The organism is Mycobacteroides sp. H003 (assembly GCF_001440135.1).
GTDB lineage: Bacteria > Actinomycetota > Actinomycetes > Mycobacteriales > Mycobacteriaceae > Mycobacterium > Mycobacterium gwanakae.
Genome location: NZ_LJYL01000009.1, coordinates 499,535 through 515,617, shown reverse-complemented (window position 1 = coordinate 515,617; position 16,083 = coordinate 499,535). Strand labels below are relative to the sequence as shown.

16 protein-coding genes are annotated in these 16,083 nt (G+C 66.0%); 3 read left to right on the top strand and 13 right to left on the bottom strand.

Annotation, left to right across the window (positions count from 1 at the left end; genetic code table 11):
* Window positions 1-2: 2 nt before the first annotated feature.
* On the bottom strand, window positions 3-938 hold the full coding sequence (locus AOT87_RS02865) for a glucosyl-3-phosphoglycerate synthase (protein WP_057968207.1): 936 nt from the start codon (window positions 936-938) through the stop codon (window positions 3-5).
* On the bottom strand, window positions 935-1,810 hold the full coding sequence (gene folP / locus AOT87_RS02860) for a dihydropteroate synthase (protein ID WP_109398656.1): 876 nt from the start codon (window positions 1,808-1,810) through the stop codon (window positions 935-937). The genes AOT87_RS02865 and folP overlap by 4 nt, the downstream gene beginning before the upstream one ends.
* Before the next feature lie 132 nt (window positions 1,811-1,942).
* Between folP and AOT87_RS02855 the strand changes: the two genes are divergently transcribed.
* Complete coding sequence (locus tag AOT87_RS02855; RefSeq protein ID WP_057968205.1) at window positions 1,943-2,923, top strand: NAD(P)-dependent oxidoreductase; 981 nt, start codon at window positions 1,943-1,945, stop codon at window positions 2,921-2,923.
* Here the strand turns inward: AOT87_RS02855 and AOT87_RS02850 are convergent.
* The 5 genes from AOT87_RS02850 to AOT87_RS02830 form a co-directional block, all read right to left on the bottom strand.
* Window positions 2,920-3,249: an HNH endonuclease signature motif containing protein gene (locus AOT87_RS02850; RefSeq protein ID WP_030094790.1), complete on the bottom strand. Its 330-nt coding sequence runs from the start codon at window positions 3,247-3,249 to the stop codon at window positions 2,920-2,922. The genes AOT87_RS02855 and AOT87_RS02850 overlap by 4 nt on opposite strands.
* 25 nt (window positions 3,250-3,274) lie before the next feature.
* The gene (fadD6, locus tag AOT87_RS02845; RefSeq protein ID WP_030094789.1) at window positions 3,275-5,065 is read right to left on the bottom strand and encodes a long-chain-acyl-CoA synthetase FadD6; all 1,791 of its coding nucleotides are present in this window, start codon (window positions 5,063-5,065) and stop codon (window positions 3,275-3,277) included.
* A 71-nt stretch (window positions 5,066-5,136) separates the two neighbouring features.
* Window positions 5,137-5,679, bottom strand: a complete 543-nt coding sequence (locus AOT87_RS02840; protein WP_057968204.1) for a TIGR00730 family Rossman fold protein — start codon at window positions 5,677-5,679, stop codon at window positions 5,137-5,139.
* Window positions 5,676-6,431, bottom strand: coding sequence for a TIGR00730 family Rossman fold protein (locus tag AOT87_RS02835; RefSeq protein WP_057968203.1), 756 nt, complete (start codon window positions 6,429-6,431; stop codon window positions 5,676-5,678). The genes AOT87_RS02840 and AOT87_RS02835 overlap by 4 nt, the downstream gene beginning before the upstream one ends.
* A 27-nt stretch (window positions 6,432-6,458) precedes the next feature.
* Window positions 6,459-7,406: a TIGR03564 family F420-dependent LLM class oxidoreductase gene (locus AOT87_RS02830; protein ID WP_070940431.1), complete on the bottom strand. Its 948-nt coding sequence runs from the start codon at window positions 7,404-7,406 to the stop codon at window positions 6,459-6,461.
* Window positions 7,407-7,499: 93 nt separating this feature from the next.
* Here AOT87_RS02830 and AOT87_RS02825 point away from each other — a divergent pair, with 93 nt between their 5' ends.
* Complete coding sequence (locus AOT87_RS02825; RefSeq protein ID WP_057968202.1) at window positions 7,500-8,240, top strand: helix-turn-helix transcriptional regulator; 741 nt, start codon at window positions 7,500-7,502, stop codon at window positions 8,238-8,240.
* Here AOT87_RS02825 and dapE read toward each other — a convergent pair.
* On the bottom strand, window positions 8,230-9,306 hold the full coding sequence (gene dapE, locus AOT87_RS02820) for a succinyl-diaminopimelate desuccinylase (protein WP_030094784.1): 1,077 nt from the start codon (window positions 9,304-9,306) through the stop codon (window positions 8,230-8,232). The genes AOT87_RS02825 and dapE overlap by 11 nt on opposite strands.
* Before the next feature lie 23 nt (window positions 9,307-9,329).
* On the opposite strand from dapE, the gene dapD reads away from it, so the two are divergent.
* Window positions 9,330-10,277 (top strand): 2,3,4,5-tetrahydropyridine-2,6-dicarboxylate N-succinyltransferase, encoded by a 948-nt coding sequence (gene dapD, locus AOT87_RS02815; protein WP_057968227.1) that lies wholly within the window; start codon window positions 9,330-9,332, stop codon window positions 10,275-10,277.
* Here dapD and AOT87_RS02810 read toward each other — a convergent pair.
* The 5 genes from AOT87_RS02810 to dapC all read right to left on the bottom strand — a co-directional run bounded on the left by AOT87_RS02810 (window position 10,274) and on the right by dapC (window position 16,083).
* Entirely contained in the window at window positions 10,274-10,840 is a 567-nt protein-coding gene (locus AOT87_RS02810; protein WP_057968201.1) for a DinB family protein, read from the bottom strand. The genes dapD and AOT87_RS02810 overlap by 4 nt on opposite strands.
* Window positions 10,831-12,228 carry an acyl-CoA synthetase gene (locus tag AOT87_RS02805; protein ID WP_057968200.1) on the bottom strand — a complete coding sequence of 466 codons (1,398 nt, stop codon included), beginning with the start codon at window positions 12,226-12,228 and terminating at the stop codon, window positions 10,831-10,833. The genes AOT87_RS02810 and AOT87_RS02805 overlap by 10 nt, the downstream gene beginning before the upstream one ends.
* Window positions 12,229-12,275: 47 nt before the next feature.
* Entirely contained in the window at window positions 12,276-13,241 is a 966-nt protein-coding gene (locus AOT87_RS02800) for a proline dehydrogenase family protein (RefSeq protein WP_030094780.1), read from the bottom strand.
* Window positions 13,234-14,868, bottom strand: a complete 1,635-nt coding sequence (gene pruA, locus AOT87_RS02795) for an L-glutamate gamma-semialdehyde dehydrogenase (RefSeq protein ID WP_057968199.1) — start codon at window positions 14,866-14,868, stop codon at window positions 13,234-13,236. Before pruA ends, AOT87_RS02800 begins: the two co-directional genes overlap by 8 nt.
* A gap of 120 nt (window positions 14,869-14,988) precedes the next feature.
* On the bottom strand, window positions 14,989-16,083 hold the full coding sequence (gene dapC, locus AOT87_RS02790; protein ID WP_081346454.1) for a succinyldiaminopimelate transaminase: 1,095 nt from the start codon (window positions 16,081-16,083) through the stop codon (window positions 14,989-14,991).

The window sequence follows — 16,083 nt, the reverse complement described above, 5'->3', positions numbered from 1 at the left end:
GCTCAGCGCAGGGTATTCATCGGCGGGCGGTCCTCCAGCGACACCGTGGAGCTGCGCGGGGTGAACCCGTCACCGTCGGCGAAGAACTGGGTGATGCCCACCCCTGAGTCGGGAATCCCGCACCGCGACAGCATGCTGGCCATCACCTGACGGCTCATCACACCGAGTTCGACCAGCGGCCGGTTGCGATGGCTGCGCACACCCAGGTTCACCTGGGCGATGGCATTGAGTCCGAGTCGGTCGTACGTGTCGATCAGTAGGCCGATCTCGACGCCGTATCCGGGTGCGAAGGGCACCGAGGACAGCAGCTCCCGGGTGCCGGCGTACTCACCGCCCAGCGGCTGCACCACACAGCTCAGTTCGGGCCGGAGAGCGGCAAGCATGGGCCGGGCCACCAGTTCGGTCACCCGCCCACCGCCGTTGGCATCCTCGGACCCGCTGACCTTGAGCGGACGCCGATAGAAGCCCTTGACCAGATGGACACCCTGACCCAACAACAGCGGGCCGAGCAGGTGCGGCACGAACATCGGATCGGGGTCGATCAGATCGGAGTCGACGAAGGCGATCACGTCGCCGGTGGTCGCGGCCACCGACCGCCACAGCACTTCGCCCTTGCCCGGGTTGGGCGGCACCTCGGGCAGCGCCTGTTCACGGCTGACCACGCGCGCACCCGCGGCCACGGCCCGGATCGCGGTGTCATCAGTGGAGCCCGAGTCGAGCACGATCAGCTCGTCCACCAGACCGCCCAGCAGTGGGCTGATGGTGTCGACGACCGCGGCGACCGTCTCCTGCTCATTGAGCGCGGGCAGGACCACCGAAACGGTGCGGCCCTTCTTCGCGGCGATGAGCTGCTCGACTGTCCAATCGGGCCGGTTCCAACTGTGCGTTTCCAGCCAGCTCGGATCGATACCAACGACTCCGTTTAGTTGATGGGTCATGCCAACCCCCTCACTGTTCGCGCCGGTGGGCGGGTTCCGACGATGGAGCCCACCATTTCCAGCGTGCGGCGTGTGGGCCCGACTTCGTGCACCCGGAACATGCGGGCACCGGCCGCCGCCGCCAGGGCGGTGGCGGCGAGAGTGCCTTCGAGTCGTTCCGTCAGTCCCACACCAAGAGTCTCCCCGATGAAATCCTTGTTGCTCAATGCCATCAGCACCGGCCACCCGGTATTAACGAGATCGTTTACGTGGCGCAACAAAGCGAGCCCGTGGAAGGTGTTTTTGCCGAAGTCATGCGTCGGATCGATCAGAATCGAGTCCTTCGATACCCCGAGAGCCACCGCGCGTTCGGCGGCCGCGGTCACCTCGGCGATGACGGCTTGGACGACACCGTCCACCTCGGTCCCGTAGTTCACCCGATAGGGCCGGGTGCGCGGCACCGCGCCGCCGGTATGTGAGCAAACCAGTCCGGCGCCATGGGCGGCAGCCACTGCGGGTAGCTCCGGGTCGGTGCCGGCCCAGGTGTCGTTGATGAGGTCGGCGCCTGCCGCGCAGGCCTTCTCCGCGACCTCGGTGCGCCAGGTGTCGATGCTGATCAGCAGGTCAGGATGGGCACCACGCACCCATTCGATGAAGGGCACCACCCGCGCGATCTCTGCCTCGGCGTCGACGGTCTCGCCCGGGCCGGCCTTGACGCCACCGATGTCCACCACATCGGCGCCGTCGGCCACCGCTTTGTGCACCGCGAACTGGGCGGCCTCGTCGGTGAAGGTGGCACCCCGGTCATAGAAGGAGTCCGGCGTGCGGTTGACGATCGCCATGATGAGGGCACGATCGGTGCGGACGGGCCGTCCGCAAAACGTCTCATGCACGCCCTCATTGTGCAGGCCAGGGCCCCAGCGGCTGCACCGAGTGGGAAACGTGGGCGAGATTTCCCCCGGTTTCCCGCCCGCGTTTCACACTCGGCGAGCGAAATGACTTGCGGGCCTGAGCAGTATGGGCACATGGGCGGAAAGCGATTCCTGGTCACCGGATCCTCGGGCCATCTCGGGGAGGCCCTGGTCCGCACCCTGCGCCGGGGCGGGACCGATGTCGTCGGCATCGACATCGCGGCCGGACCGGCCACGGATATCGTCGGGTCGATCGCCGACCGCGCGGTTGTCACCGAGGCGATGGCCGGGGTGACGTCGGTGCTGCACACCGCAACCCTGCACAAACCGCATGTGGGTTCGCATACGCGGGCCGACTTCGTCGAGACCAACATCGAGGGCACACTCGCGCTCCTGGAAGAGTCCGTCACCGCGGGCGTGGCCGGATTCGTCTACACGAGCACCACCAGTGCATTCGGACACGCGCTGGTAGGCACCCGGGAGGCCGCCTGGATCACCGAGGAGGTGGCGCCGGTGCCCAAGAACATCTATGGCGCCACCAAGACCGCCGCGGAAGATATCGCGCATGTGGTGCACCAGGGCAGCGGGTTGCCGATCATCGTGCTGCGCACCTCCCGATTCTTCCCCGAGCAGGACGACAATGACGCGGTCCGGGCCCGCTACTCCGATGCGAATGTGAAGGCCAACGAATACCTCTATCGCCGGGTGGATCTGGCCGATGTCGTCGAGGCACACCTGCTGGCGGCCGAACGCGCGGCGGACATCGGCTGGGCCAAATACGTGATCTCGGCGACCACGCCGTTCTCCCGCGCCGACATCGCGCAGCTGCGCACCGATGCACCGGGCGTGGTGGCTCAACACTTCCCCGAGCAGCCCAATCTGTACGCGGCGCACGGATGGACGATGTTCCCGACGATCGACCGGGTCTACGCCAACGCCAAGGCCCGCACCGAACTGGGCTGGACACCACGCTACGACTATCGCCACATCCTCGATTGCCTTGCCGCAGAGCAGGATTTCCGCAGTCCGTTGGCCCGCGAGATCGGCGCCAAGGGCTACCACGCTGAACCGACCGGTGTGTACACCGCGGGCTAGCCCGCTGCTGAGATCTCCACGTAGCGACGCAGGAAGGCGGTCTCGTCGAGCCGCTTGCGCCGCATCCAGCTGGTCACCTCCGCATTGCATTTACTCGCATTGCAGGACGGGCAGGCCGGCACCACATTGGACAGCGTGTACCGGCCACCGCGGGAGATCGCCTGTACACAGTCGCGTTGCAGCGCTGTTCCGGTCGCGCCGCAATAGGCGCAACCACCCCAGGCCTCCACGAGTGTCAGCCACTGCGCGTCGGTGAGGTCGTTGTCGGCAAGCTTCACCAGACGTTGACGGCGCCGCGAGGCACGCACCCGTCGACTGACTCCCACGGTGGAACAGTAACCCGCCGAAGGGCTATGCCTTGGGACGCTGGCCGCCCGCGACCTCGCCTGCGTATTCCGGATAGAACGGCACATAACCCTCGCCGCGACCGGCGAGCACGTACAGCGGATCGGTCACGGCCTCCCCGTACGCCTGTTCACGCAGCTCCACCTTGCGGCTCTTGAAGGTGGTGGTGTGCTCCAGGGTGTCCACGATCCTTACGAAAAGCGGCAGCGCGTAGGCGGGCAGGTACTGATACACGATGTCGCTCAATGCCTTTGGGTCGAACTCGGCGCCGTCGTGCAGCTTGATGGCGGCCATGCCGGCGCGGCCGTCGGTACCCGGTACCTCGACGCCGAAGACCGTAGCCTCTTCGATGGCGTCGGCGTGGTGGAGTGCGCCTTCCACCTCGGTGGTCGCGACGTTCTCGCCCTTCCACCGGAAGGTATCGCCGAGTCGGTCGCCGAAGGCCGCGTGTCCCCAGCCCAGGTTGCGCATCAGATCGCCTGTGTTGAACCAGGTGTCGCCCTTCTTGAAGGCGTCACGCACCAGCTTCTTCTCCGAGGCCGTCGGATCGGTGTACCCGTCGAACGGCGCCAGGCTGGTGACCTTGCTGATCAGCAGACCCGCCTCGCCCGCTCCGACCTTCGTCAGGTGCCCCTTCGAGTTGCGGAGCGGTTCTCCGGTCTCGATGTCGTATTTGACGTAGGCGATGGGCATCGGGCAGATACCGACGGTGCGGTCGATGTTGAGCGCGTTGACGAACGCGGTGTTGGACTCGCTGGCCGAGTAGAACTCGCAGACCCGCTTGATGCCGAAACGGTGGGTGAACTCGCCCCACAGCTCGGGCCGCAGCCCGTTACCGATGATGACGCGCACCTTGTGCTGGCGATCGGTGGGCTTGGGCGGCTGGTTGAGCAGGTAACGGCACAGCTCGCCGATGTAGATGAAAGCGGTTGCGCGGCTGGCGATGACCTCGTCCCAGAAGCGCGACACCGAGAACGACTTGCCGATCGCCAGCGTGGCGCCGGCGTTGATGGTGGTCGATACGGCGAGGGTCAGCGCGTTGTTGTGGTACAGCGGCAGACAGCTGTACAGCACATCGCTGGGACGCAGCCGCAGTGCCATGTCGCCGACTCCGGACATGCCGCGCAGCCACCGATAGTGCGTCATCACACTGGCTTTGGGCAGGCCGGTGGTTCCGGAGGTGAAGATGTAGAACGCCCGGTCCTTGGTCATCACCGCGTCGGTGGCGGCGGGATTGGTGGTGGGCGCGAGTACCGAGGCCCGGTCCAACTCGTCGCCGGTGAGCAGGGAGATGACGTTGGCGCCGGATTCGTTGATCGGTTCGACGAAGTCCGCCTCGCTGATCAGCAGTTTGGAGTCGAGCAGTCCGATGCTGTGCGCCAGCACGTGTCCGCGCTGGTTGTAGTTGAGCATTCCGGCGATGGCACCGAGCTTCACGGTGGCGAGCATCAGCAGGACGGTCTGCGGCGAGTTGCGCAGCATGATGCCGACGACGTCACCGCGACCCACACCGTGCGAGGCCAGCGTGGCGGCGTACCGGTTGGCGGTGGCGTTCGCCTGCGCGTAGGTGATGTCGGTGCCCTCGAACCGCAGGAAGACGCGGTCGGCGTGCTTGGCGGCGCGTTCGGCGAAGAGCGCCCCGATCGACCAGCGGCCCTTGGGGTTGGACTTGATACCGCTGATGATGCCGCGCGCCAGAATCGGCAGGTCCCAGGCCATGCCCGGCAGCTGCGCCAATACCTCGGTCAGGTGAACCCGATCACGGGGATTCGACGGAATGGCGCTGCTTGCGGACATCTAGTTCTCCCTGTTCCTTACCGCCCAGTAGGCAATGGCTCACCGCATTGTTGACGAACGACCCAGCCCCGTCAATCCGTTGGCCTGCATGCGTCCAGGGCGGCGGCGATATCGGTGTGCACCAGTAGTCTGTCCCGCGCGTGTGCGGCCACGTAGCCCTTGTCCTGGAGTTCATCGAGCCAGCGCAGCAGTCCGGTGTAGTGACCGTCGGGGTCCAGCAACACCACCGGCTTCTCATGTAGCCCCAGATAGCCGGCGGTCCAGGTCTCGAAAACCTCTTCCAGCGTGCCGATCCCGCCGGGCAGGGTGATGAAGGCGTCGGATCGGTCCTCCATGATCTGCTTGCGTTCGCGCATGGTGGTGGTGACGACGAGCTCATCGGCGTCGGTATCGGCGACCTCTCGATGTACGAGTGTCTTGGGGATGACCCCGATGGTGCGTCCTCCGGCAGCGCGCGCCGCCTGCGCCACGGCGCCCATGGCCGAGACGTTGCCGCCCCCGGAGACCAGCGTCCAGCCGCGTTCGGCGATGGCGGTGCCCAGACGAGTGGCTAGATCCAGCAGTTCCGGGTGGCGGGGGCCCGACGCGCAGTACACACAGACCGACAAAGTCATCGGTGACTCCCCTTCCCGTTGACCGCCTCGGCCTGCACGATGGCCGCCACCGCTTCGTCGATGCTGTCGGTGACCGAGAGCAGCGCGATGTCCTGCTCACCGATCTTGCCCGCGGGCAGCATCGTCCCGCGGATCCAGTCGAGCAGGCCCGACCAGTACTCGGTGCCCAGCAGGATGATCGGGAACCGCGTGACCTTGCGGGTCTGCACCAGGGTGAGCGCCTCGAAGAGTTCGTCGAGGGTGCCGAATCCACCGGGCAGACACACGAAGGCCTGTGCGTACTTGACGAACATGGTCTTGCGGACGAAGAAGTAGCGGAAGTTGATGCCCAGGTCCACCCATTCGTTGAGGCCCTGCTCGAACGGCAGCTCGATACCCAGGCCCACCGAGTAACCGCCCGATTCGCTCGCACCACGGTTCGCGGCCTCCATGGCGCCCGGTCCGCCGCCGGTGATGACGGCATACCCCGCCTTGACCAGGGCCACACCCAGCTCCCGCCCGAGCCGATATTCGGGTGAGTCCTGCTTCGTTCTGGCCGAGCCGAAAACCGTTACCGCTTTGGGGGTTTCCGCGAGCGCATCGAAGCCCTCCACGAACTCGCCCTGAATGCGCAGCACGCGCCACGGATCGGTGTGCGTCCAGGTGGTGGTGTCGCGGATGTCCAGCAGACGTTGGTCGGCGGTGGTGTTCTCACATCGATCACGACGCAGCTGAACCGGTCCGTGCAGTTGGGGTTCGGTACTTTCTGGCACGCCGCCAGCCTAGGGGCAGCGGGCAAATCAATTCCCGCGGGACAGCTCACCCAGTAGTGCCAGCGTGCGGGCCTCGTCTTCCGGTCCGCCCAACTCGGTGTGGCTTGCGAACACTTCGGTGGCTCCCGCATCGAAGTATCGCCGCAGCTCTCTAGCCACATGCTCCTCGTCGCCGATGATCGCCAGCTCCCCGGTGTGCTGAACCCCCTCGGCGTCAAGCACTTTCCGATATGACGGGATGTTCTCGTAGAACGCCATGTCCTCGATGGCAAGCGCCCGGACCCGTGCCGGATCGGAGGTGACAACGACGGCGACACCGGCGATGACACGCGGGCGTGGCCGCCCGGCCTGCTCGGCGGCCGCATCGATGACGGGAACGATCTCCCGGCTGAGCACTCGCGGTCCGGCGTGCAGCGGAATCGTGCCGTCGGCCAGCTCGCCGGTGGCCCGCAGCGCCTGTGGGGCCATGGCCGCGACCAACACGGGTATGTTCTCGCCGCCTGACTGTGAGGTGGTGAATTTCGGTGCAACCGTGAGGGTCTCGCCGTGAAAGTCGGCGGTTCCGGTGTCGAGCAGCTGCCGGAGAGTGGTGAGGTATTCGCGTAGGCGGCGTATCGGCTTGTCCACGTGCAGGCCATAGCTAGGGCCCTCGATCACCGGCGCGCCGAGCCCCAGCCCGAGCTGAAATCTCCCGCGGCTTGCGGCCTGGGCGGTCTGCGCCGCCGCCGATACCTCGATGGGGTGACGCGGATTGATGGGGATCACCGAAACCCCCACAGCGCTCAGCTTTTCCGGAGGGATCGCCTGCCCGATCACCGCGGCCACGGTGATCGCGTCATAGTGATACATCTGCCCCAGCCACAGCGTCCCGACGCCGGCATCGGTGACTTTGCGCCCGTGGGCGATGAACGCATCGACCAGGTTGGTGTCGGTCTGGACGCTGAGGGGTCGGCCGATCGCCACTCCGAGTTTCACGTCTCGGCCAACCCCGCGCGTTCAGGTGGCTATTCCCCGCAGAATCAGCGCGATAATTTCCCACGCAGCCGACTTCCGATAAAATCGCCTCTTGTGTTGATTAGCCGCCACCTCACCGGAGTGATGTCGTTGAGCGGTGGGCAACGCATCGACCGCCACTGGCACGAGGTGCATCAGATCGTGTATCCCGCCTCCGGTGTCATCGCGGTGACGACGGACGACGGCACCTGGATCGCACCCCCGAATCGCGCGCTGTGGATACCCGCCGGCGCTGGTCACGAACATCGCTTTTACGGCCCCACCGAGTTTCATTCCGTGGCCTTCGATCCGGAGAAGTACCTGGTGGAACTGAAAGCTCCGACCGTCATCGCGGTGTCCCCGCTGCTACGGGAGCTGATCATCACGTGTTCGGTTCCCGGTGACCTGCCCCGGGAGGAGGTCACGCGGCTGGAGGTCGTACTCATCGACCAGCTGCGGCGCAGCCCGGAGCAGGCGCTGAAGTTGCCCATCCCGCGTGATCAGCGGTTGGCCGAGGCGTGTGCGCTGGTGGATGACGACCTGACACAGGTGTGGACCGTGGCCGAACTGGGGCGGCGGGTAGGTGCCAGTGAGCGCACGCTGACCCGGTTGTTCCGCACCGACATGGGTATGACGTACCCGCAGTGGCGCACGCAGATCCGTCTTCATCACGCGTTGCGACTCCTCGCGGAGGGGCGGCCCGTCACCTATGTGGCGCATCAGTGTGGTTGGGCCACACCGAGTGCGTTCATCGACGTGTACCGGCGCATCCTCGGTCAGACACCGGGAACCTACGCCGCACCCGTCACGCGCTGAGGTAGCGCCGCAGTACGGCGGCCACGTCGGTGATCTGCTGTACCGGAACGTGTTCGCCGCGAGTATGCGCCAGATTGGGGTCACCCGGCCCGTAGTTGACCGCGGCGATCCCTCGCGCCGCGAACCGGGACACATCGGTCCAGCCGTACTTCGCGCGCACCACTCCCCCAGCCGCGCCGATCAATTCGGCGGCGGCCGGGCGGTCCAGGCCGGGCAGTGCCCCGGCCGCGGCGTCGGTCAGTTCGATGTCGACGTCGAGTCCGTCGAAGACCTCCCGCACGTGGACAAGCGCCTGTTCGGGGCTGCGGTCGGGGGCGAACCGGAAATTGACGGTGACCGCGGCCGCGTCCGGGATGACGTTCCCGGCAACTCCGCCGTCGATCCGCACCGCGGACAGCCCCTCCCGATATTCGCAGCCGTCGATGTCGACGATGCGCGCCCGATATGCGGCGAGCCGGTCCAGGACGGCGCCGAGCTTGTGAATGGCGTTGTCCCCCAGCCAGGATCGCGCCGAGTGTGCGCGGGTACCGGCGGCCCGGATCACCACGCGCAGGGTGCCCTGGCAACCTGCCTCGATGAGACCGGCGGTGGGCTCACCGAGGATGGCAAGGTCGGCGTCGAGCCACTCGGGCAGTTCGCGTTCGATACGGCCCAGCCCGTTGGCCGAGGACTCGATCTCCTCGCAGTCGTAGAACACCAGTGTCAGGTCGACACGGGGTGTCACGGTGGCGGCCAGGTGCAGGAAGACCGCATCACCGGATTTCATGTCCACGGTGCCGCACCCGAACAAGATGTCGCCGTCCTCGTTCCGTTCCCAGTGGCTCGGTACGTTGTCGGCGGCGGGCACGGTGTCGAGATGTCCGGCGAGCATCACCCGGGTGTTGTGACCGTAATCGGTGCGGGCCAGCACCGCGTTGCCGTTGCGTATGACCTCGAATCCGGTCGTCTGTTCCCGCAGGGCAACCTCGACGATGTCAGCGATCTGTGCTTCGTGCCGGGACTCACTGGGGATGTCTACCAGGGCAGCCGTCAGGGCTATCGGGTCACCAGCGAGTTCGAGCGCCACCGATTCAGGCTAGCGTGTACCCCGTGAGCGGAGCAGTAGCACTTGGCCTGGCGACCATCGCGGCGGACGGATCGGTACTGGATACCTGGTTCCCGGCGCCCGAGTTGACCGACGCACCCGGCACTCCGGGTACCGAGCGAATCGACGCGGCAGACGCGCCCGCAGAACTGGCAGCGCTGGCCGGCCCCGATGCCGACCGTGGCGTCGAGAAGGTGTTGGTACGTACCACCATTGGCTCGCTCGCCGATAAGCCCGCCGACGCCTATGACGCCTACCTGCGCCTGCATCTGTTGTCGCACCGGCTGGTCCCACCGCACGGTGCCAGCATGGACGGGTTGTTCGGTGTGCTCACCAACGTGGTGTGGACGAACTTCGGCCCGTGCGCCGTCGAGGGTTTCGAGACGGTGCGCGCGAAGCTGCGTGCGCGCGGTGTGGTGACCGTGTTCGGCGTCGACAAGTTCCCGCGCATGGTCGACTACGTGGTGCCCACCGGAGTGCGTATCGCCGATGCTGACCGGGTGCGGCTGGGTGCGCACCTGGCCCCCGGGACGACCGTCATGCACGAAGGATTTGTGAACTTCAACGCGGGCACTCTGGGCGCGTCCATGGTGGAGGGCCGCATCTCGGCCGGTGTCGTCGTGGGTGACGGATCCGATGTCGGTGGCGGCGCATCAATCATGGGCACCCTGTCCGGCGGCGGCAGCCAGGTGATCTCTGTGGGCCAGCGCTCGCTGCTGGGTGCCAACTCTGGCGTGGGCATCAGCCTGGGCGACGACTGCATCGTCGAGGCCGGGCTCTATGTCACCGCCGGCACCAAGGTCGCCACCCCCGACGGTAAGACCATCAAGGCACTGGAATTGTCCGGCACCAACAATCTGCTGTTCCGGCGCAACTCGCAGACCGGTGCGGTTGAGGTGGTGTCGCGTGATGGCGGCGCGTTCGAGCTGAACGCGGCGCTGCACGCCAACTAGTTCCGGCGCCGGCCGTACAGATCGCGCAACAGCGCGATCTCCGCGCCGTGGTGCAGCAATTCGCGATTGATGTGCAGTGCCAGCGTCAGAAACGGCTTGTCGGCCCATGGGCCTTCGGCCGGACCGACCGGTAGTGCCATTGCCCTGTCGTCTTTGCCGCGCACGCCGTCGAGCCATGCGGCATACAAGACATCAAGGCGCTGCAGGGCGTCGGCCGCGGTGACCGGGTAGTCGTAGGTCAGGTAATCGATGGCCGGTCCGGCCCAGCTCTCGGGGAAATGACTGGTGATACGCGCCCCGAGTACGCCCACGAGAATATGGCCGAGCCGCCAGGCGATGGTGGTGACCGGCGCGGGTTCGGGGGTTGGAGCGGCGAATTCGATCACATAGTCGCCTGATCCACCCTGCAGCGGAGTCGTCGCGGTGCCGCGTGGCCGCAGACTCCAGCAGCCCTGCACCGGTTCCCAGAAGTATTCGTCGTCGGTGAGCCCGTCGAAGCGGGGACGCAGCTGGGAAGTCCAGTGCCAGTTGATCTGATCGACGATCTCCGCGGTCACGTCCAAGTGATCAGCTCCTTTTTCAGGACCTTCCCCATGGCATTCCGGGGTAGCGCGTCCACTCGACGGACCTCGCGAGGACGCTTGTGCACCGAGAGTTGTTGTGCCACGAAGCCAATGACGTCGTCCTCCACCACATCACCGACAACGTAGGCGACGATGCGTTGCCCTAGGTCGTCGTCGGGCACTCCCACCACCGCGACCTCCACGATCCCGGGATGACCCAGAAGCACGGTTTCGATTTCACCGGCACCTATGCGGTAGCCACCCGATTTGATCAGGTCGACCGATTCGCGTCCGACGATCCGGTGCATTCCGTCGGCGTCGACGACGGCGACGTCCCCGGTGCGATACCAGCCGTCTTCGGTGAGCACCTCGGCGGTCTTTTCCGGCAGGTTGAGATAGCCGCTGAACAGCGTGGGGCCCTGAACCTGCAGCTGGCCAACGGTTTCCCCGTCATGTGGGGCCGCGCCGCCATCTTCGGCCAGCAGCCGGGTCTGCACCCCCGTCAAGGGGTGACCCACCCAGCCTGCGCGCCGCTCTCCGTCGGCACGCGTCGATAGCGTGATGACAGTCTCAGTGGCGCCGTAGCGCTCGATCGGGGCATGTCCGGTGAGTGCGCGCAGCTCGTCAAAAACGGGCACCGGCAGTGGGGCACTCCCCGACACCAGTAGCCGCGCCGAAGACAGTGCACGAGCGCAGGATTGGTCGGCCGCCACCCGCGACCAGACCGTGGGCACACCGAAGTACAACGTGCCGGGGGTAGCGGCATACGCCTCAGGTGTCGGCTTGACGGTGTGTACAAACCGATTTCCCACACGTAACGATCCGAGCAGACCGAGTACCAGCCCGTGCACGTGGAACAGCGGAAGCCCATGTACCAGAACGTCGTCGGGTGTCCACGCCCACGCATCAGCCAGCCCGTCCAGGCTGGCGGCCAACGCGCGCCGACTCAGCTGTACGCCTTTCGGCGCACCGGTTGTCCCCGAGGTGTACACGATGAGTGCGGTCGACTCGGGGCGAGGTTCGGAGTATTGATGCCAGGAACGCGCGTGGCGGCGTACCGGCACGTGCGGCAATCCCTCTGGCTCGTCTGGTGTTTCACCCAGCCACGCGATGGCCCCGCTATCGGCCAGGATGTGGCGGCGTTCGGCCACCCCAACGTCTGCCGGCACCGGCACGATGGGGACTCCGGCGATGAGCCCGGCGATGACGGACAGCACCGTGTCGATGCTCGGACGAGCCAGCACCGCGATCGGACCCGAGGCGCCACCGATGCGTTCGGCTGCTGCCGTCGCCGCACCTACCAGGTCGGCGCGACCCCAGCTGTCCTCACCGATGCGAACCGCGTCCGCGAGATCGGGCGACTTGGGGTGAAGGGACGTCAGCAGCATGAGCCCAGCCTAGGACGCGACCCCTTTGCAGGGCCGCTGAGACATGCCTAGCCCCCGGAAAGCAGCGCGCGCAGGAAGAAGGTCATGTTGGCGGGACGCTCGGCGATGCGTCGCACAAAGTACCCGTACCACTCCTCGCCGAACGGCACGTACACCCGCATGTGGTGCCCCTCACCTGAGAGGCGGCGCTGTTCGGCATCGCGAATCCCGTACAGCATCTGGTATTCGTAATCGCCTGGTCCCCTGCCTGTCTCGCGCGCCATCAGGTTGGCCGCATCGATGATGGCGGGATCGTGTGAGGCCACCATCGGGTAGCCGTCACCCTCCATCAAGACGCGCAGGCAACGCAGGTACGCGACATCGACGTCCTCGGGGTCTCGATGCGCCACAGATTCGGGCTCGTCATAGGCCCCCTTGCACAATCGAATGCGCGAGCCCGGACCGGAGAGATCGACGCAATCGGCATACGTACGTTTCAGATAGGACTGCAGCACGGTACCCAGCCACGGGAAGTCGGTGCGCAGTTCACGCACGATACCCAGGGTCGAATCGGTAGTGGTGTGATCCTCGGCGTCGACGGTGACCCATACCCCGGCCTGATCGGCCTTGGCACACAACAGCTGCGCGTTTTCCAGGGCTATCTGCTCGCCACCATGCGGCAACGCCTGGCCCAGAGCGGAGAGTTTCAGGGAAATCTCCAGCGGACGCACACCGGTATGTACGGTGTCGCTGCGCTGCGCCAGAGCGTCCAGCAGCGAGAGGTACGCCGACACCGTACGGGTGGCCTGCTCGATATCGGTGGTGTCCTCGCCCAGGTAATCAATCGAGATGAACCGCCCCGAGTCCAGCAGTGCGGTACCCGCCGCAAGAACATCGTCCTCGGATTCACCGGGGACGAAACGGCGCACTACCTGGCGCGTCAACGGCATGCGCTCGGCGGCGTGCCGAAGCCGCGCAGACCTACTGGCCGCCAGGATGGCGGGTCTGGCTGTTTTGCCGAACCACTCAGCCATCCTCACGCTCCATGTGGGGGTATTCGTATTCGGTTGGGGCGTCGAATGTTTCCTTGATGGATCGCGGCAGCAGCCAGCGCTGCAGATTCAGCGGCGACCCGGCCTTGTCGTTGGTACCCGATGCCCTGCCACCACCGAAGGGCTGCTGGCCGACGACAGCGCCGGTGGGCTTGTCGTTGATGTAGAAGTTGCCCGCGGCGAAGCGAAGCCGGTCACTGGCCGCCTGGACGGCTTGGCGGTCGTCGGCGATGACAGCGCCGGTGAGCGCGTATCGGGAACCGGTATCGACGATGTCGAGGATGCGCTCGTAGTCGTCGTCGGGGTAGACGTGTACCGCCAGGATCGGGCCGAAGTACTCGGTGGAAAACGCCTCGTCGGTCGGGTCGTCCGAGAGCAACACCGTGGGTCGGATGAAATATCCTTCACTGTCGTCGTATTCGCCTCCCGCCGCAATCGTCACCCCGGCACTCTTGGCACGATCGATGGCGGCGGCGTTGCGCTTGAACGACTTCTCGTCGATGACGGCACCGCCGAAGTTGGCGAGGTCGGTGACGTCCCCGTAGGTCAACGCGGAGGTGGCATCGAGGAACTCATCGCCCATCTGATCCCACACCGAGCGGGCCACGAAGGCGCGAGAGGCCGCCGAACATTTCTGCCCCTGGTAGTCGAACGCACCGCGAATAAGTGCGGTACGCAACACGTCTGGACGCGCTGAGGTGTGCGCGACGACGAAATCCTTGCCGCCTGTCTCCCCGACGAGCCGCGGGTAGGTGTTGTACCTGTCGATGTTGGTCCCGACCTCACGCCACAGGTGCTGGAATGTCCGGGTGGAGCCGGTGAAATGGATACCCGCCAGACGCGGATCGGCGAGCGTCACATCCGATACCGCGATGCCGTCCCCGTTGAGCAGGTTGATGACACCGGGCGGCAATCCGGCGGCTTCGAGGAGCTCCAGGGTGAAGTGCGCGGCGAAGGCCTGGGTAACGGATGGCTTCCACACCACCGTATTACCCAAAAGTGCTGGGGCCGTTGGAAGATTTCCAGCGATGGCGGTGAAGTTGAAGGGGGTGATGGCGTAGACGAAGCCCTCGAGGGGGCGGTACTCCATCCGGTTCCACGCGCCACCGCCGCTGCTGGGCTGTTCCGCGAGGATATGCCGCGCGAACTGCACGTTGAACCGCCAGAAGTCGGCCAGTTCACAGGCCGAATCGATCTCGGCCTGATAAGCGGTTTTCGACTGCCCCAGCATGGTGGCGGCATTCAGGGTGGCCCGCCACGGACCTGACAGCAGATCGGCGGCTCGCAGGAAGACGGCCGCCCTGTCATCGAATGACAGTGCCGCCCAATCATTCTTCGCGGCGACCGCGGCCTCGACCGCGTCGCCGGCTTCGGCATGACCTGCGTTGGTGACGGTCCCCAGCACGGCACGGTGGTTGTGTGGCTGCACCACATCGATGCGTTCACCCTCACTCATTCGGCGAACGCCACCGATCACATGCGGCAGATCGATGGGCGAGGCACTCAGCTCACCCAATGCCGTCGTCAATCGGTCGCGTTCGGGAGTGTTAGGGGCGTACGTGAGCACCGGCTCGTTGACGGGCGCCGGCACGTTGGTGATGGCATCCATGCACTAAGCATCGTCCTGTTCCCCCATGACTGTCGAGGAATCTGGACAATGCGCAACGAAACCTCAGGTAACACCGAAATCCGGCGGGACGTTACGTGTGGTAGTTCGGGTCTTCGACGGTCAGTCGGCCAGGCGCGCGATCGCGGCGTCGATCCGCTCGTCGGTCGCGGTGAGGGCCACCCGCACATGTTCCTTGCCGCGGGGGCCGTAGAACCGTCCGGGCGCCACCAGAATCCCACGCTGGGCCAGGTACGCCAGCGCGTCATCACAGGAGTCACCCCGCGTCGACCACAGATACAAGCCCGCCTCGGAGTGGTCGATCCGGAATCCGTTGCCGATCAACGCCTTCGAAAGCTTGTCGCGACGAATCTCGTAGCGGGCACGCTGATCGCGCTGATGCTCGTCCTCGTTCAGCGCCGCGGTCATCGCCGCCTGCACCGGTCCCGGCACCATCATCCCGGCGTGCTTGCGTACCGCGAGCAACTCGCCGACCACCGACGCGTCGCCCAACACGAATCCGGCCCGGTACCCCGCCAGCGATGAGGTCTTGGATAGCGAGTGCACGGCCAACAATCCGGTGGTATCGCCGTCGCAGACCCGTGGATCGAGAACCGACACCGGCTCGGCGTCCCACCCGAGCCCGAGATAACACTCATCGGATACCACGAGGGCGCCGCGCTCGCGAGCCCACTCGACAACCTTGCGCAGATGCTCCACCGGCAGCACCGCGCCGGTGGGATTGCTGGGCGAGTTGAGGTAGATCAGGGCGGGATGCTGCGGACCCAGCTGGGTCAGCGAGTCCGCGCGGACCGTGGGCACACCGGCAAGCCGGGCGCCCACTTCATAGGTGGGATACGCCAACTCGGGGATGACGATCAGGTCGTCGCTACCCAGCCCGAGCAGGGTCGGCAGCCACGCGATGAGTTCCTTGGTGCCGATGACCGGCAGCACGGCGTCGTCGGCAAGCGGCACCACGCCGTATCGCCGCGATACCGCGTCGCGGATTGCCTGGCGCAATGCCGGCGTGCCGGCGGTCGCCGGATATCCGGGAAGGTCGCTGGCCGCGGCCAATGCGTCGCGGATGACCGGGGCCACACTGTCCACCGGGGTACCGACGGAAAGGTCGACAATCCCTTCGGGGTGCGCCGCGGCGGTCGCCTTCGCACCGGCGATGGTGTCCCACGGAAACTCCGGAAGCCGGGACGAGACCCGCAG

Excerpts from the sequence above, each read along its gene's own strand:
- fadD6 (WP_030094789.1), bottom strand. The coding sequence starts at position 5,065 with ATGTCCGCAAGCAGCGCCATTCCGTCGAATCCCCGTGATCGGGTTCAC.
- AOT87_RS02840 (WP_057968204.1), bottom strand. The coding sequence starts at position 5,679 with ATGACTTTGTCGGTCTGTGTGTACTGCGCGTCGGGCCCCCGCCACCCG.
- AOT87_RS02855 (WP_057968205.1), top strand. The coding sequence starts at position 1,943 with ATGGGCGGAAAGCGATTCCTGGTCACCGGATCCTCGGGCCATCTCGGG.
- AOT87_RS02865 (WP_057968207.1), bottom strand. The coding sequence starts at position 938 with ATGACCCATCAACTAAACGGAGTCGTTGGTATCGATCCGAGCTGGCTG.
- AOT87_RS02800 (WP_030094780.1), bottom strand. The coding sequence starts at position 13,241 with ATGGCTGAGTGGTTCGGCAAAACAGCCAGACCCGCCATCCTGGCGGCC.
- AOT87_RS02805 (WP_057968200.1), bottom strand. The coding sequence starts at position 12,228 with ATGCTGCTGACGTCCCTTCACCCCAAGTCGCCCGATCTCGCGGACGCG.
- pruA (WP_057968199.1), bottom strand. The coding sequence starts at position 14,868 with ATGGATGCCATCACCAACGTGCCGGCGCCCGTCAACGAGCCGGTGCTC.